Below are 13,259 nucleotides of genomic sequence, written 5' to 3'. Positions count from 1 at the left end.
TCCTGAGAAGGACGTATCACGCATATACTGGGGGGCACTATGCGGTTTTTGTTTCTACTGTTTCTAATCGTGGGATTGGGGTTGGCTGGCTTCGCCGCCTATACCGCCAAGAACCGCTTCGATGCCTATGAGGTGCGACTCGCAAGGACGCTGGAGCTGGAAGCCCAGAAGGATTCCTATGTTACCGTCGCTGTGGCGCGCCGTGCGCTGAGCTACGGTTCCGAACTGACGCCCGAACGTGTGCTGTTCGTCGACTTTCCCACCAGGGTCGTGGATGTCGTCGGCGAAAACTGGTTTCTGACCGAGGACGATCTGTTTGGCGAGGACGCGCCGAACCCCAGCCTCTTGCGCAACATGGAGATGGGCGAACCGATCAGTCGCGCCAAGATCACCGGCTTCGGGCGTGAGGCGGGCGTTGCCGCGCGTCTGGGCGAGGGGTATCGTGCCTTCACCATTCGGGTCGATGTGGCATCGGGTGTTTCGGGCTTTCTGACCCCATCCGACAGGGTGGATGTGTTCTGGTCCGGTCGGTTCCGGGGTGAGGCCGTCACCCGCCTGATCATCGAGAATATCGACCTGATCGCCGTCGATCAGATTTCGGATCAGGACCGCAACCGCCCCGTGGTAGCGCGCACGATCACCGTTCGCGCGACCCCGCAACAGGCCGCCGTTCTGGCGCAGGCTCAGGCCTCGGGCGCATTGTCGCTGTCGCTGCGTGGCATCGGGGACGTGGCTGAAACGGGTGATCTGGAGGTCAACCTGGACGATGTGGTCGGCTACGTCGCCCCCGAACCGGTCATTGCCGAGGAAATCGTGCCAGAGGTCATTGCGCCACGCCGCACAATCACGATCCGCCGCGGATCGGACGTTTCGATCGTGAATGCGGACTGATTTATGGCCTATACAAGTAAAATCGAGCAAGCATCTGGGAAAAAAGCACTTTCCCGGGAGGTCTGCGTCATGCTGACGCTATATGGACACGGATCTGTTGCTGAAATCCCATAATAGCACCGCCTTACAAGCCCTTGATTCTTGCGTTTTTTCCGATTTCAGGCAGGATCAGTAGCAAGCGCTCCCGGCAGAGGTGCGGTTACCAGAGGTTGTGGGTCAGGAGATTTCGGCAACATGCGCTTGAGAAAGCTGATTCGGGCCAGTGTGCTCGCTAGTGTAGGTGTGCTCGCAGCGAATGTTGCCGGGGCACAGCAGCAACCGGTTCTGACCGTTCAACGTGGCGCCGTCGCACAGGCGATCAGCGTCACGGTCGATCAGGCCAGCGTTTTGCAGTCGCGTGTTGGCATCAGTGAACTGAGTCTGGCCAATCCACGGATTGCCGATGTCGCGGTGCTGAGCGATTCCAGCCTGTATGTGCTGGGCCGCGCGCCGGGCCGCACGACGCTGACGCTGATCGGGCTCGACAACCAGTTGGTCGCGAATGTCGAAATCCGTGTCACCCCGGACCTGTCGGAATTCAAGGAACGCCTGTCCGACATCCTGCCGGGTGAGAATATCGAGGTGCGCACCGCAGGCGCCGGCATTGTCCTGTCGGGGCGGGTCTCTGGCGCGCGCAAGGTCAGTCAGGCGCTGGAGCTGGCGGAACAATACGCCCCCGATAACGTCACCAATCTGATGACGGTGGGCGGCTCGCAGCAGGTGATGCTGAAGGTCCGCTTCGCGGAAGTATCGCGCACCGTGTCCCAGAACCTCGGGTTGGGCCTGGGTATCACCGACGCGGACGGTCGTTTCGTCGGAGTGTTCGGAAATGCGACGGCACCCGCGCCGCTGATCGGGCACGACAATGCTATTGTCGGAATATCCTCGGCCGGGCAGTTGGGCGCGTTGTTCCAGCTGGGCGATATCGGGATCGAGATCGCGATCGACGCCTTGGAATCCGAGGGATTGCTGCGCACGTTGGCGGAACCGAACCTCGTCGCACTGTCCGGGGAGGGGGCGGAATTCCTCGCCGGTGGGGAATATCCCGTGCCGGTCGTAAATGATGAAGGATCCGTATCTGTCGAATTCAAACCGTTCGGCATTCAGCTGGCCTTCACCCCGACCGTGGTGGATGAGGATCTGATAAATCTGCAACTGGCGGCGACCGTCAGTTCGATCAACAACGACATCGCCGTGACCGGCGGTGGCGGCATATCGGTCAACGGTCTGAGCACCCGCAGCACACAGACCACCGTCGAAATGCGCGACGGGCAAAGTTTCGCCATTGCCGGCCTTTTGCAGGATGATTTCACCGACTCGATCTCGCAGGTTCCGCTGCTGGGAGACTTGCCCGTTCTGGGCGCCCTGTTCCGATCCACGGAATATCGACGGCAGCAAACCGAGTTGGTCATTCTGATCACCCCCTATCTGGTGTCGCCCACCGACGGGCAGTTGCTCTCATTGCCCACGGACCGCGTGCAAATCCCCAACGAGCGGGAATTGTTTCTGCTGGGGCAGACAGTCGGTGGCGCGGATGCCGTGGCGGCTCAGGATTTCGAGGGGGAGTACGGCTATGTTCTGGAATAAGCTGGGGCTGATTCTTGTCGTCACCGGATTGGCTGCCTGCGATCAGGGGTCACAACGTAACATCCTGCCCGGTTTTGGTGCTTCGGTCGAAATGAACAACGCGGTGCAGGTCGGCTATGCCGTCTCGGGCCCCAGTTTCGAGGAACTGTCCGCGCGGTTCGCAGGTCAGGTGGACGATACCATCAACTTCGCGTTCAACAGTGCGGCGCTCACCCCGCAGGCGCAGGTCACGCTGGAGCAGCAGGCCGCGTGGTTGCGCCGGACGCCGCAGGCACGGTTGCGGGTCGAGGGGCATACCGATCTGGTCGGGGGAGAAAACTACAACCTTCAACTGGGGCTGCGACGCGCAGAATCAGCTGTGGATTTCCTCGTTTCGCGGGGGATCAGCAGGGAGCGGCTGGACGCGATTGCCACCTTCGGCGAACAGATGCCGGTGGTCGACACGACCCAGCGTGAGGTGCTGAACCGGCGGGCTGTCACCCGAGTGGCTGGCATAGCGATAGAGCTGGCCGGGGGGGAGTTCGACGGAGCACGCGCCGACGCGATCTATGACGCCTATGTGGACCGTCCCGTCTATAGGCTTGAGATCGGCGGTGGTGGTGGCGGTGCTGGGGATAGCGGTCAGGATTAACGCGCTTGCGCAACAGTGTCGCAAGATTTCCTCGCCGCAGCTTCGCGCAATATTTACAAGTGTCTGCTTCCTGATAGGGTCATCAGACAGGACATAACGGATCGGAACAGGCATGCGCGTGGGGCGTAAAACCTTAGACCGCATCCGCAAGTTCTTCGGGGACTCGCAGGGGGCGATTACCGTCGAATTCGTCGTAACGTTGCCGGTTCTCTTGGCTGCGCTCGGCTTTGCGGAACAGTATGGTCAAGCAATGCAGACGCGAAATTCGCTGGATGTCGCGGCACGCGATGCCGCGCGGTTCATCAGCCGTGCGCCGCTGGACCCGACCGGAACCACCGTTCCGGACGAGTTCCTGTGCAAGGCACGGGGTATAATCGAAACCCGCATGGGCGATTCGATCAGCCTGTTCGATGGCGCGGCGGATGGAACCGACCCCCTGGGCTGCACCGGATACCACACCAATGCGGGGGGTGAGATCGCGACAAACGAGAATGGCCAGCCGATTGTCGATTCCATCTCCATCGTCTCCACCGCCTCCTCGACGCGGATCACCATCAAGGCCTATGCCGAGTTCGCCTTCGTCAAGTTCATTGGAATGCGGGACAAGGACGCCGAATTCACCACTGAGAACGGCGTCGCTGTCTACAATTACACCGAGTTGGAACAGCGCAGTTTCGCGGAGGGTATCTTCATGACCGCCACCGAAAACTGGCCGAGAACGCAATGACGCGCCTGTTGGCAAATGCGCATCGCGCTGCTCGTCGGTTCGTCAGACGGGACCGGGGGGCCGCGTCGCTGGAATTCGTGATCGTGTTCATACCGCTGATCCTGTTGATTCTGCTGATTGTTCAGGTCTCCATCGCGTATCATTGGGCGTTGAGCGCGCAAAAGGGGTTGGAGATGGCAGCACGCCTCGCGGCTGTCACACCGCCGGTATCCACGTCGCTGACGGTGCAGACCGGTCTGGGCACACGGGTGATAAATCGCGACGTCGCGGCAGGGGCAAATGCGGGCGATGCCTGCTATCTGGGCGCGTGTGAACCGATCCCGACGAAAGTGTGCAACGGCTCCGCCTTCATCCCGGGTGAGGATGGCAGCATGCCCGACAGCGATTGCGATCTCACCCGATTCAAGCTGATCTACGATGAGGTCGACCGCTTCGCCTATTCGATGGAGCTGGAGGATTTCGCGATCGCATATGAGGATGTAAATCTGGGCTCTGCCGGGCAGGCATATGTGCCGCTGATCGTTCTGGCCGTCAGCCCGCAATCCATGCCGATGATTCTGCGAATGTTCGACACGACGGTCGAGTTCGAAATTCCCGAGATCCTCGCCACGATCGTGGCCGAAGACCTCAGCAACTAAGGGCGGTAAGATCCGGAATGGCGCTACTCAGAAAAAAGCCGGCGACACCAGATGCCCTCGCCATCGCGCGGGAGATGGATCAGTTCGATCTGTTGATCGAGGATCTGGACAGTGAATATGGCCAAGGCTGGCTGGGCGCGGGCCTGGACGATGCGCTCACACAGATCGCGGGCCTGGACCCCGATGCGGCGGAATGCGTGATCCTGGCCGTGCAGCGTGCGGATGAGGGCGAACTGGACCCGTATGTCGGCATCGTGACGGCGGCGAAGGCCCGTGGGCTGCCTGTGCTGCTGGTGGTCGAGGAACTGACGGCGACAGCCTTGCACAGGTTGGTGCGTGCCGGCGCGGACGAATTCACACCCTACCCGATGCCTGAGGGCGTGCTGGCGGAGACTCTGGAAAAGATGCGCGTGGCGTCGCATCAGCCCGCACATGTCGGCGATATGTCGGCGCGGCGCGGGATGATCCTGCCGGTGCAGGGCATCGCGGGCGGCGTCGGGGCCACGACCCTGGCCGTCAATCTGGCATGGGAGATGGCGCAGACCCCGCGCAAGGTCTCGCGCAAGGTCTGTATCATTGATCTGAACCTGCAATTCGGCTCGGTCGCGACTTATCTGGATCTGGCCCGGCGCGAGGCGACGATGCAGTTGCTGACCGAACCACAGGGGCAGGACAGGACCGCGATCGGCGATGCGATGGTGACCTATGGCAAGAAGCTGTCCGTCCTGACCGCCCCGCCCGATACGGTTCCCTTCGAGATCGTGGAAAACGAGGATATTCGCCGCATTCTGGATGTGGCGGCCACAACCCATGATTTCGTCATCGTGGACATGCCTTCGGTTCTGGTGGGATGGACCAGCGTCGTTCTGGAGATGGCGGAGACCTATTTCGCCGTGATGGAGCTGGACATGCGCTGCGCCCAGAACATGCTGCGGTTCCTGCGCGCGCTGAAGGCCGAGGACCTGCCGTTGGAGAAGGTGCAATACGTGATGAACCGCGCCCCCGGCGGCCTGACCGGAGGCGGCAAGGGGCGCGTCAAGCGCATGGCGGAATCGCTGGGCATCGAATACAATGTCATGTTGCCCGATGGCGGCAAGGCCGTGGTGAACGCCGCCGATCAGGGTGTGCCACTCGCGGAGGGCGCTTCCGGCAATGCCTTGCGCAAGGAAGTGCGCAAAATTGCAGGGTCGCTGGCCGAATTGGCCGAGAAACAGCAGGCAGACGCGATCTGAGGATCGCAGCCCGGCCGGGACGTCGGGACGAGGTTGAGGGGGGTACGGCATTGTTTTCACGTTATCAGAAGCCGGGGCAAAAACCGGGTCAGCGGGCTGCACAACCCTCGCCCCGCCCTCAGGACTCACCGGCTTTGGAGAAGTCCGGGGTTGCGGCAACTGGCAGCGCCCCGCCTGCGGTCGCCACGACACCATCACCGAAATTGAGCAAGGCCCAGCCCGAAACGGCGGCGCAGATCGCGGAGAAGGAACGGGATGCCAAGCGCCGCGCCCGCCTGCTCGACATCCGCATGGAACTGCACCGGCGGTTGCTCGAAACCCTGAACCTCGCCGTGCTCGACAAGGTCAGCGAGGGCGATCTGCGGCGTGAGATCAGCGCGATCAGCCGCGAGGGGCTGCGCGAACAGGGCATCGTCCTGAACGCGGCCGAGGTCGAGCAGCTCAACAACGATCTGTATGACGAGGTGACGGGCCTGGGCCCGCTGGAACCGCTGCTGAAGGATCCGACCGTCAACGACATCCTCGTGAACTCGCACCGTCAAGTCTTCGTCGAGAGGAAGGGCAAGCTGCAACTGACCGATACCGTCTTCAAGGATGAGAAGCACCTGCTGCGGGTCATCGACAAGATCGTCAGCGCCGTGGGCCGGCGGGTCGATGAATCGAACCCCTATGTCGATGCGCGCCTGTCGGACGGATCACGCTTCAACGCGCTGGTCCCGCCCTGCGCCGTGGATGGCCCGCTGGTGTCGATTCGTAAATTTTCCAAGGAAAAGCTGAGCATCGACGAGCTGATCGACTTCGGCGCCTTCACCGAGGAAATGGCCGCCTATCTGCAAGCTGCCGTGTCGTGCCGGCTGAACATCATCGTGTCGGGCGGTACGGGTTCGGGCAAGACGACAACATTGAACGCCCTGTCCTCGTTCATCGACAATTCAGAGCGGATCGTGACCATCGAGGACACCGCCGAACTGCAACTGCAACAGGTCCATATCGGCCGCATGGAAAGCCGCCCCCCCAATGTCGAGGGGCGCGGCGAGGTCACGCAGCGCGACCTGCTGCGCAACGCCCTGCGGATGCGTCCGGACCGGATCATCGTGGGTGAAACCCGCGGCGACGAGGTGATCGACATGTTGCAGGCCATGAACACCGGCCACGACGGGTCGATGACGACGATCCACGCGAACTCATCCCGTGACGCGATCAGCCGTCTGGAAAACATGATCGCGATGACCGGCGTGGAAATGCCGATGAGCGCCAGCCGCGCGCAAATCGCCGCGGCCGTTAACCTGGTGGTACAGGTCAGTCGTCTACAAGATGGTTCGCGCCGAATGGTCTCGGTAACGGAACTGACAGGGATGGAGGGGGATATCGTGTCGATGCAGGAAATCTTCCGCTTCAAGCGGACCGGTCTGGATGCGGATAACATGATCTTGGGGCATTTCACCGCGACCGGCTTGCGCTCAATCCACTCGGACCGGTTCAGACAGTGGGGATATGAGCTGCCCAATTCCATCTACACACCTGTGAAGACAGACTGATGTCGTTCGAGCCGATCATCTATGCCATGATCTTCGTCGGCGTCCTGCTGATGGTCGAGGGGGTGTACCTGCTGATCTTCGGCAAGTCGGTGCGCCTGGAAAGCAAGGTCAACCGCAGGCTGGAACTGCTGGAAAAGGGTGAGGACCCCGAGGACGTGCTGGAAACCCTGCGGGCCGAGCGGGACCAGCATCGCCGCAATTCCGGCATCCCGATCATGGCGCCGCTATACGAACGTGCGGCGCAGGCGAACATCGCGTTCACGCCGCGCGGTCTGGTGCTGGTCATCGGCATGATGGCGATCATGGTCTTCGTGCTGCTGACGATCTTCTCCAGCGCGGCTTTGGTTCTGCGGATCGGCATTTCGATCCTGATGGGGTTCGCCGGGGTCTACCTTTGGTTGAACAACAAGGCCAAGGCGCGCATGGCCCTGTTCGAGGAACAATTGCCCGACGCGGTGGAACTGATCGTGCGATCCTTGCGGGTGGGGCATCCGTTCTCCTCCTCCGTCTCCATCGTGGCGCATGAGATGCCCGATCCGCTGGGCACCGAATTCGGCATCATCGCGGATGAGGCGACATACGGCATGGACATCACGGAATCGCTGGCCCGGATGGCGGAGCGTATCTCGGTCCAGGATTTGCGGTTCCTGTCGGTCGCGGTCAGCATTCAGGCGCAGTCGGGCGGCAATCTGGCAGAGGTTCTGGCAGGCCTGTCGGCTGTGATCCGATCACGCTTCAAGCTGTTCCGCCGGGTCAAGGCAATCACGGCCGAGGCTCGCTGGTCCGGCTGGTTCCTCTCGGTCTTCCCTCTGCTGGCGATCATCATCATCCAGTTGGTGGAGCCGAATTATTACGACGAGGTTCAGGAAACCTCGCTGTTTACCCCGGCGGTGATCGTCGTGGGTGTGTTTCTGGTGGTCAACGTCCTGTTCATGCGGGCGATGGTCAATATCAAGGTCTGACCGATGAATGCAGTGCTCGACAAGCTCGACACGGCTTACGTGTTTCTGGAGGCGGCGCTGGGACCGCTGGGGCCGCTCTATGCCTCCATCGCGCTGATGTTGCTGATGCTGGCCCTGGCCGCGCCGATCGCGCTGCGCCGCCCGGCGGACCGGCTCGACCGCCTGCATGAGGACGGGGGCCATAGCGGGCAGTCCCGCCCAGGCAAGACGCGGCCAGTTCGGCAGCAGACCGGCCTGCAACTGCGCCACGATCTCGGCGCACGGGGTCTGGCCTCGCTCGCGCCGTATCTGGAGCCGCAGGACCAGAAGGAATTCTCGGAAATCCGGCTGAAGCTGACCCGCGCGGGCTATCGCAGCCGCTCCGCCGTTTCGACCTTCTTTTTCCTTCGGGTGACGCTGGGCATCGGGCTGCTTGGCACGGGGCTAGTGTTTTATCTGATCACGGCAGGCGACAATACCGACCTGACCAAGATGATGATGTATGTCGCGATCCCCGGTCTGATCGGCTACATGGGGCCGAATTACTGGGTCACCAAACGCCTGCAGGAACGGCAGGAGGAAATCGCCGTCGGCTTTCCCGATGCGCTGGACCTGATGCTGGTCTGCGTCGAGGCGGGCCAGTCGCTGGATCAGGCGATCCTGCGCGTGTCCGAGGAAATCCGCGTCGGCTATCCTACCCTGGCCGAGGAATTCGAGATCGTCGCGAACGAAGTGCGCGCAGGCAAGGACCGCGTCACCGTGCTGCGCGACATGGCTGAACGCTGCGGCGTGCCGGACGTGTCCAGCTTCGTCACCGTTCTGATCCAGTCCGCCAGCTTCGGCACGTCGATCGCCTCGGCGCTGCGGGTCTATGGCGCGGAAATGCGCGACAAGCGGGTCATGCGGGCGGAGGAGAAGGCCAACACCCTGCCCACGAAACTGACCCTGGGCACGATGCTGTTCACCGTGCCGCCGCTGCTGATCATTCTGGTCGGACCGTCGGTCTATGACATCCTGAACACCCTTGGCGGGTAGGGCCGTGCTGATCCTGCTGGCCATGCTGGCCGCCTGCACGCCGCAGGAGCCGGTTCCGCAGATGCGCAGTGTCATGCCCACCGTCTATGACGTGGATCAGGTGGACGATCCGCTGGCGACCGGGCATTTATTGATGCGGGCGGGGCAGTACGAACTGGCCCTGCGCGCCTTCACCCGCGCCTATGCGAGCGGGCAGACCGGCCCGTCAGGACAGATCGAGGCCGCGCTGGGGACCGTCAACGCACGGCTGGGCCGGTTGCGCGCGGCGAAACGGTTTCTGGAGATCGCGGTGGATAAGGCACCCGCCTCGGTCGAGGCATGGAACAATCTGGGCGTCGTCGCCCTGAGCATGCAGGACCTCGCCACCGCCCGCAACGCCTTCCAGACCGCATTCGCGTTGTCGAGCGGTTCGAACGAGGTCGCCCGCGCCAATCTGGCCCGGATCGAGGAATTGCAGGGCGACGTCGTGCCGGTATCTGACACCGCACAGACGGATTTGACGCTGGTACGACAGGGATCAGGCCGGTATCTTCTGGGCGAGGGGGAGGCAGAATGAAACGCAAACTGGCGATTTTGGGCACGGCAGGGGTGATGGCCCTGGGCGCGTGCGAACCACGCGCCCCCTTCGACCCGACGCCGCAGACGCTCAACGCAATCGACAGCGTGAACCTGACGGAACTGATGCTGACCACCGGGGAGCCGGAGGCGGCGGTGCAGTTTTTCCGCTCCTCCCTGGCGGATGAGCCGGACCGGCTGGATTTCCAGCGGGGCTATGCCATCAGCCTGACCCGCGCCGACCGAAACGACGAGGCTGTCATCGCGTTCGAGCGTCTGGACGAACAGGGCAATCTGGAGGATCGCGACCGCATCACCTATGCACAATCGCTGGTGCGCCTGAACCAGTGGGACCGCGCCGAAGCACAATTGTCGCTCGTACGCGGGGGGGCCGAGGAATACCGCTGGAACCAGCTCAACGCCATTGTCGCGGACAATTACGAGCGGTGGGACGCGGCGGACGGTTTCTATGCCAAGGCGCGCAACCTGACCTCGCAACCGGCGCCGATTCTCAACAACTGGGGCGTATCCAAGATGTCGCGCGGCGATCTGGTGGGGGCAGCGCGGCAATTTTCCGAATCCGTCCGCTACGATCCACAAAGCTTCGGCGCGAAGAACAACCTCGCCATCGCGCGGGCCTTGCAGGGCAACTACGCCCTGCCCGTCGTCCCGTTGAGCGAGGAAGAGCGGGCGCAAATCTATCACAACATGGCCCTCGTCGCGCTGCGCCAGGATCAGCCCGATATCGCGCGCGGGCTGCTGGAACTGGCGGTGGAAACACATCCGCGCCACTTCGCCGCCGCCGCGGACAAGCTGGCCGCCTTGCAAAGTGCCGTGAACAGATGACCCCGACCATAGCCTTGATTCATCTGTGTGCTGTTGCCGTTCCCGCGCTGATCGCGGTCTGGACAGATTTCAGCGCCATGCGCATTCCGAACCGGATCAGTATCGCGATGCTCGCGATCTTCGTGATCGTGGTGCCGCTGACGGTGCCGCTGAGCGAAATTCCGATGCGCCTGCTGGCGGGGGGCATCGTCTTCGCCATCGGTCTGGTGCTGTATGCGCTGGGGCAGATGGGGGCGGGCGATGTCAAATTCGCTGCGGCAGTCTTTCTGTTCGTCGATCCTGCGGACATGACGTTTTTCATGCGTATCCTGGGAATCATGGCGCTGACGGGTCTGCTGACCCACCGCATGGTCGGTCGGATTCCCGCGATGCGCGCGATGGCCCCCGATTGGGCGAGCTGGTCGGCAAAGGGCGTTTTCTCCTACGGGGTGGCGCTATCAGTGTCGCTGATCTTCTACCTCCTGCTGCTCGCCACGGAAATCTGAGCGATGAGCGCGCTGCCACAGACCGCACCACAGGCCCCCACCCGACTGGAGGATCTGGGGCTGGACACCACGTTCGCGCGGGATCTGATGCTCAAGACCATGTTTCGGATGAGCCTGAGCCTGCCCACGGAACTGGCGCGGGCCTGCGGTGTGATGACGCCGATCATCGACGCGCTGATCGACATTGCCCGCACGCAAAACCTGATCGAGACGTTGGGAAACCGGGGGGTCGAGGTGGCCTCCGAGCTGCGCTATCAACTGACCGATCTGGGCCGCGCGCGGGCGCAGGACGCGCTGGCGCAATCGGAATATTACGGCACTTTCCCGATTTCGCTCGACGCATTCGAGGCGCAGAGCAAACGGCAAAGCGTCGCCGGCGCGGCAATCCGCAAGGCTCAGTTGGAGGCCGCGTCGAGCCATCTGGTCCTGCCGCCCGGAATGCTCGACAAATTGGGACCGGCGGTGAATTCGGGCCGGTCCATCCTGTTCTACGGCCCGCCGGGCAACGGCAAATCCGTGCTGTCCGAGGCGATCCGCGATGCGCTGGGGGATGCGGTCTTCATCCCGCATACCCTGGTCGTGTTCGGGCAGACCATCAGCCTGTTCGATCCGATCGTGCATCAGGTCATTGCCGGTCCGCAATCCGATCCCCACGCGATCAGATCGCGCCCGCCATTCGACCCGCGCTATGTGATGTGCAAGCGGCCCTCGGTCATCACAGGGGGGGAACTGACGCTGGACATGCTCGATCTGGGCTACAATCCGGTCAGCCGCACCTATCAGGCGCCCTTGCAGCTCAAGGCGACGGGCGGAGTGTTTATCGTTGACGATCTGGGCCGGCAACGCGAAAGCGCGCAGGCACTGATGAACCGCTGGATCGTGCCGATCGAACAGCGCTACGATCTGCTGAGCCTGCAATCGGGGCAGAAGTTCACCGTGCCGTTCGACACGCTTGTGATCTTCTCCACCAACTTCGCGCCCACGGACCTGTTCGACGGTGCCGCGTTGCGGCGGATCTATTACAAGGTCAAGATCGACCGGCCGGGTCAGCAGGACTTCCTCAAGATGTTTGTCATCATGTCGCGCAAGGCCGGGTTCGAACCGCGTGAGGATGTCATCACGCACATGCTGCGCAATCTGTATCCCAGCCCGAACGGGCCTTTCGCGGCCTATCATGCGCCCTTCTTGATGAGCCAGATGGGCTCGATCTGCGATTACGAGGGGATCGCGCGTGAAATGACGATCCCGTTGATGGAACGGGCGTGGGAGAACCTCTACGTCGATAGCGACTCCAGCGATGCGAAGGGAATGGGATGACCGACCGGGTTACGATCGAGATCACGGATCACGTCGCGCATGTGCGCCTGAACCGTGCGGACAAGATGAACGCGCTGGACCCCGCGATGCTGGACGGGATCGCCGCCGCGGGCGAGGCGGTGAACCGCGACGACGTGCGCGCCGTGGTGCTGTCGGGCGCGGGGCGGGCGTTCTGTGCCGGTCTGGATGTGGCGAGCTTCGGCGTGCTGGGCGCGGACCCGGCCGCCCTGTTGGATCGCACGCACGGGCGCTCGAACCTGTTTCAGCGGGTGGCGATGGTCTGGCACGAGCTGCCGATGCCGGTGATCGCGGCGGTGCATCACACATGCTTCGGCGGCGGGCTGCAAATCGCGCTGGGGGCGGATATCCGCATTGCGGCCCCGGACACGCGGCTGAGCATCATGGAAATGAAATGGGGTCTTGTCCCCGACATGGGCGGCATGGTCCTGCTGCCGCGTCTGATGCGGGCCGACGTGATGAAGCGGCTGATCTACACGGGTGAGGTCTTCGCCGCGCAGCAGGCGCAGGACTGGGGGCTTGTGACGGAAATCGCGGAGGATCCGCTGGCCCGCGCGCAGGCCCTGGCGGCAGACATCGCGGGCAAGTCGCCCAGCGCCGTACGCACGGCCAAGGCCCTGTCGGAAATCGCCGCCACCCAAACGCCGGAGGAAGTCCTGCTGGCGGAATCGCGGCTTCAGGCCGATCTGATCGGCAAGCCGCATCAGATGGAGGCGGTAATGGCCAACGTTCAGAAACGTGCGCCGGTGTTTGAATGAGGCCCCCGCTGGATTAACTCC

14 protein-coding genes are annotated in these 13,259 nt (G+C 62.6%); all 14 read left to right on the top strand.

The window, feature by feature from the left end; genetic code table 11:
• Positions 1 to 39 precede the first annotated feature (39 nt).
• The 14 genes from cpaB (at position 40) to H1S03_RS05645 (ending at position 13,238) form a co-directional block, all read left to right on the top strand.
• Positions 40 to 891 carry a Flp pilus assembly protein CpaB gene (gene cpaB / locus H1S03_RS05710; protein WP_185803548.1) on the top strand — a complete coding sequence of 284 codons (852 nt, stop codon included), beginning with the start codon at positions 40 to 42 and terminating at the stop codon, positions 889 to 891.
• Between the two features lie 234 nt (positions 892 to 1,125).
• On the top strand, positions 1,126 to 2,517 hold the full coding sequence (locus H1S03_RS05705) for a type II and III secretion system protein family protein (RefSeq protein WP_185803547.1): 1,392 nt from the start codon (positions 1,126 to 1,128) through the stop codon (positions 2,515 to 2,517).
• Positions 2,504 to 3,148: an OmpA family protein gene (locus H1S03_RS05700; RefSeq protein WP_185803546.1), complete on the top strand. Its 645-nt coding sequence runs from the start codon at positions 2,504 to 2,506 to the stop codon at positions 3,146 to 3,148. Before H1S03_RS05705 ends, H1S03_RS05700 begins: the two co-directional genes overlap by 14 nt.
• Positions 3,149 to 3,260: 112 nt before the next feature.
• On the top strand, positions 3,261 to 3,875 hold the full coding sequence (locus H1S03_RS05695; RefSeq protein WP_283810337.1) for a TadE/TadG family type IV pilus assembly protein: 615 nt from the start codon (positions 3,261 to 3,263) through the stop codon (positions 3,873 to 3,875).
• Complete coding sequence (locus H1S03_RS05690) at positions 3,872 to 4,513, top strand: TadE/TadG family type IV pilus assembly protein (protein ID WP_185803544.1); 642 nt, start codon at positions 3,872 to 3,874, stop codon at positions 4,511 to 4,513. The genes H1S03_RS05695 and H1S03_RS05690 overlap by 4 nt, the downstream gene beginning before the upstream one ends.
• 17 nt (positions 4,514 to 4,530) lie before the next feature.
• On the top strand, positions 4,531 to 5,745 hold the full coding sequence (locus H1S03_RS05685) for a CpaE/TadZ family protein (RefSeq protein ID WP_185803543.1): 1,215 nt from the start codon (positions 4,531 to 4,533) through the stop codon (positions 5,743 to 5,745).
• Positions 5,746 to 5,795: 50 nt separating this feature from the next.
• Positions 5,796 to 7,283, top strand: a complete 1,488-nt coding sequence (locus tag H1S03_RS05680; protein WP_430700879.1) for a TadA family conjugal transfer-associated ATPase — start codon at positions 5,796 to 5,798, stop codon at positions 7,281 to 7,283.
• Positions 7,283 to 8,245, top strand: a complete 963-nt coding sequence (locus H1S03_RS05675; protein WP_185803542.1) for a type II secretion system F family protein — start codon at positions 7,283 to 7,285, stop codon at positions 8,243 to 8,245. Before H1S03_RS05680 ends, H1S03_RS05675 begins: the two co-directional genes overlap by 1 nt.
• 3 nt (positions 8,246 to 8,248) lie before the next feature.
• Positions 8,249 to 9,259: a type II secretion system F family protein gene (locus H1S03_RS05670; RefSeq protein ID WP_185803541.1), complete on the top strand. Its 1,011-nt coding sequence runs from the start codon at positions 8,249 to 8,251 to the stop codon at positions 9,257 to 9,259.
• A complete protein-coding gene (locus tag H1S03_RS05665; protein WP_185803540.1) occupies positions 9,249 to 9,815 on the top strand; it encodes a tetratricopeptide repeat protein in 567 nt (188 codons plus the stop codon). The genes H1S03_RS05670 and H1S03_RS05665 overlap by 11 nt, the downstream gene beginning before the upstream one ends.
• Positions 9,812 to 10,660: a tetratricopeptide repeat protein gene (locus H1S03_RS05660; RefSeq protein ID WP_185803539.1), complete on the top strand. Its 849-nt coding sequence runs from the start codon at positions 9,812 to 9,814 to the stop codon at positions 10,658 to 10,660. Before H1S03_RS05665 ends, H1S03_RS05660 begins: the two co-directional genes overlap by 4 nt.
• Positions 10,657 to 11,145 (top strand): A24 family peptidase, encoded by a 489-nt coding sequence (locus H1S03_RS05655; RefSeq protein ID WP_185803538.1) that lies wholly within the window; start codon positions 10,657 to 10,659, stop codon positions 11,143 to 11,145. Before H1S03_RS05660 ends, H1S03_RS05655 begins: the two co-directional genes overlap by 4 nt.
• A 3-nt stretch (positions 11,146 to 11,148) precedes the next feature.
• Entirely contained in the window at positions 11,149 to 12,462 is a 1,314-nt protein-coding gene (locus tag H1S03_RS05650; protein ID WP_185803537.1) for an ATPase, read from the top strand.
• On the top strand, positions 12,459 to 13,238 hold the full coding sequence (locus tag H1S03_RS05645; protein ID WP_185803536.1) for a crotonase/enoyl-CoA hydratase family protein: 780 nt from the start codon (positions 12,459 to 12,461) through the stop codon (positions 13,236 to 13,238). The genes H1S03_RS05650 and H1S03_RS05645 overlap by 4 nt, the downstream gene beginning before the upstream one ends.
• Positions 13,239 to 13,259 lie beyond the last annotated feature (21 nt).

Source organism: Pontivivens nitratireducens, assembly GCF_014235845.1.
GTDB lineage: Bacteria > Pseudomonadota > Alphaproteobacteria > Rhodobacterales > Rhodobacteraceae > Pontivivens > Pontivivens nitratireducens.
Note: the sequence above shows the minus strand (reverse complement) of the source record. Positions and strands in the feature narration are given on the sequence as shown.

Bases quoted from the DNA above. Each gene is read 5' to 3' on its own strand.
- H1S03_RS05650 (WP_185803537.1), top strand. From the start codon at position 11,149: ATGAGCGCGCTGCCACAGACCGCACCACAGGCCCCCACCCGACTGGAG.
- H1S03_RS05705 (WP_185803547.1), top strand. From the start codon at position 1,126: ATGCGCTTGAGAAAGCTGATTCGGGCCAGTGTGCTCGCTAGTGTAGGT.
- H1S03_RS05675 (WP_185803542.1), top strand. From the start codon at position 7,283: ATGTCGTTCGAGCCGATCATCTATGCCATGATCTTCGTCGGCGTCCTG.
- H1S03_RS05690 (WP_185803544.1), top strand. From the start codon at position 3,872: ATGACGCGCCTGTTGGCAAATGCGCATCGCGCTGCTCGTCGGTTCGTC.
- H1S03_RS05695 (WP_283810337.1), top strand. From the start codon at position 3,261: ATGCGCGTGGGGCGTAAAACCTTAGACCGCATCCGCAAGTTCTTCGGG.
- H1S03_RS05645 (WP_185803536.1), top strand. From the start codon at position 12,459: ATGACCGACCGGGTTACGATCGAGATCACGGATCACGTCGCGCATGTG.
- H1S03_RS05700 (WP_185803546.1), top strand. From the start codon at position 2,504: ATGTTCTGGAATAAGCTGGGGCTGATTCTTGTCGTCACCGGATTGGCT.
- H1S03_RS05655 (WP_185803538.1), top strand. From the start codon at position 10,657: ATGACCCCGACCATAGCCTTGATTCATCTGTGTGCTGTTGCCGTTCCC.
- H1S03_RS05685 (WP_185803543.1), top strand. From the start codon at position 4,531: ATGGCGCTACTCAGAAAAAAGCCGGCGACACCAGATGCCCTCGCCATC.
- H1S03_RS05660 (WP_185803539.1), top strand. From the start codon at position 9,812: ATGAAACGCAAACTGGCGATTTTGGGCACGGCAGGGGTGATGGCCCTG.
- cpaB (WP_185803548.1), top strand. From the start codon at position 40: ATGCGGTTTTTGTTTCTACTGTTTCTAATCGTGGGATTGGGGTTGGCT.
- H1S03_RS05670 (WP_185803541.1), top strand. From the start codon at position 8,249: ATGAATGCAGTGCTCGACAAGCTCGACACGGCTTACGTGTTTCTGGAG.